This window comes from Rathayibacter tanaceti (assembly GCF_001634385.1).
In the GTDB taxonomy this organism is placed as follows: Bacteria; Actinomycetota; Actinomycetes; order Actinomycetales; family Microbacteriaceae; genus Rathayibacter; species Rathayibacter tanaceti.
Genome location: NZ_LIIN01000236.1, coordinates 1 through 1706, shown reverse-complemented (window position 1 = coordinate 1706; position 1706 = coordinate 1). Strand labels below are relative to the sequence as shown.

The window sequence follows — 1706 nt, the reverse complement described above, 5'->3', positions numbered from 1 at the left end:
CCGGCCGCCTCCTTCGCCGCGGTGGCGACGCAGCTGCTGGCCGACGGGGCGCGCGTGCTCGTGGTCGGGGACGACTCCGATGTGCCCGCGGCCGACGAGATCGTCGCGGGAGCACGAGGCGCCGTCTCGTGGGCCGGCGTCGTCGACCTGCCGGATCTCGCTCCGCTGCTCTCGCTCGCCGACCTGGTGCTCGGCAACGACTCCGGACCCCGGCACCTCGCCGCCGCGGTCGGCGCGCCGACGGTCGGCGTCTTCTGGGTGGGCAACGCGATCAACGCCGCTCCTTTGGGCCGCCAGCGCCACCGGGTGCAGGTGAGCTGGACCACGCACTGCCCGGTCTGCGGCGTGGACGCGACGCAGGTGGGCTGGACCGCCCCGCGCTGCGAGCACGACGTCACCTTCGTCGGCGACGTCCGCGTCTCCACAGTCCTCGACGACGTCCGCGCCGTCCTCGCGTCCACCCGCTGAACCGCGAGATGCCACGTGAGTACGCGACACGCCGGAGCGGGCGTACCCAAGTGGGCATCTCGCGGAGGGGATCCGAGGTGCGCCGAGGGGCAGGGGGTCAGGGCCAGGAGGGCTCCTCCTCGTGGGTGATGACGAGCTCGCGGACCTCGCAGCCGCGGGGCTGGCCGAGGACGAACATCACGGCGTTCGCGACGTTCTCCGGGTCGTTGAGGAGCGCGTCGGGGCCGGGCTTGTACTGCTCGTCGCGATCGTCGAAGAAGCGTGTCTTCATGCCGGAGGGGATCAGCGTGGTCACGCCGATCTCGCCCTTCGTCTCGGCCGCGAGCGCCCGGGTGAAGCCGAGCACACCGAACTTCGACGCGCAGTAGGCGGTCGCGTCCGAGACGGCTTTGAGAGCCAGCGAGGAGGCGACGGTCACGACGCGGCCGTGGGTCTCGGTGAGGAACGGCAGCGCCGCACGCACGACGGCAGCCGTGCCGAGGAGGTTGACCGAGATGACCCGCTCCCACTCCTCCGGCTCCACATCGACGAGCCGACCGCAGCGGTCGATGCCGGCCGCGGTGACGACGGCGTCGAGCCCGCCGTGCGCGCGAGCGATCTCGGCGACGGCCTTCTCGGCTTCGCGGGTCCGAGCCACGTCGACCTGGTAGGCGGCGACGCCCTCCGGCACGTCCGAGACGTCGCGGTCGAGCACGATCGGGGTGCCGCCGCCGGCGGTGACCGCGGCGGCGACGGCCGCGCCGAGCCCGGAGGCTCCTCCGGTGATCAGGACGCGGCCGAGGGGGGTGGGAGTGGTGCTCATGGTTTCCTTCCGGGGTGGCGTGCGGGCCTCGCGGGCCGCGGGTCAGCCGACGCGGGCGAGCGCGGCGGCGAGATGGGTGGTCGAGCGGCCGGGGTGGTAGGGCACGGTCAGCACACGGCCGCCCCACTGGGCCACGGTCGCAGTCTCGGGGAGGGACTCGGCGGAGTAGTCGCCGCCCTTTACCCAGACGTCGGGGCGGATGCGGCGCAGCGCCTCGTCCGGCGTGTCCTCGCCGAAGACCAGCACGGCGTCCACGCACTCGAGCGCGAGCAGCAGGTCGACGCGGTCGCCCTCGGGGATGATCGGCCGCGCGGCGCCCTTGAGGCGGCGCACGGAGTCGTCCGAGTTGAGGCACACGATCAGGCAGTCGCCGAGCGCCCGGGCGGCCGAGAGCGTGCGGGCGTGGCCGGCGTGCAGCAGGTCGAAGCAGCCGCCC

The 1706-nt window shown here is 73.9% G+C and carries 3 protein-coding genes; 1 reads left to right on the top strand and 2 read right to left on the bottom strand.

The genetic code is table 11. The features are described 5' to 3' along the window. Positions 1-468: glycosyltransferase family 9 protein (locus ACH61_RS15285; protein WP_161489685.1), on the top strand; the 468-nt coding region annotated here is incomplete at its 5' end. 97 nt (positions 469-565) lie between these two features. Here ACH61_RS15285 and ACH61_RS15280 read toward each other — a convergent pair. Next, on the bottom strand, positions 566-1270 hold the full coding sequence (locus ACH61_RS15280) for an SDR family oxidoreductase (RefSeq protein ID WP_068213713.1): 705 nt from the start codon (positions 1268-1270) through the stop codon (positions 566-568). A 42-nt stretch (positions 1271-1312) separates the two neighbouring features. After that, on the bottom strand, positions 1313-1706 hold a 394-nt coding region (locus ACH61_RS15275; RefSeq protein WP_153038946.1), incomplete at its 5' end, for an adenylyltransferase/cytidyltransferase family protein.

Excerpts from the sequence above, each read along its gene's own strand:
- ACH61_RS15280 (WP_068213713.1), bottom strand. The coding sequence starts at position 1,270 with ATGAGCACCACTCCCACCCCCCTCGGCCGCGTCCTGATCACCGGAGGA.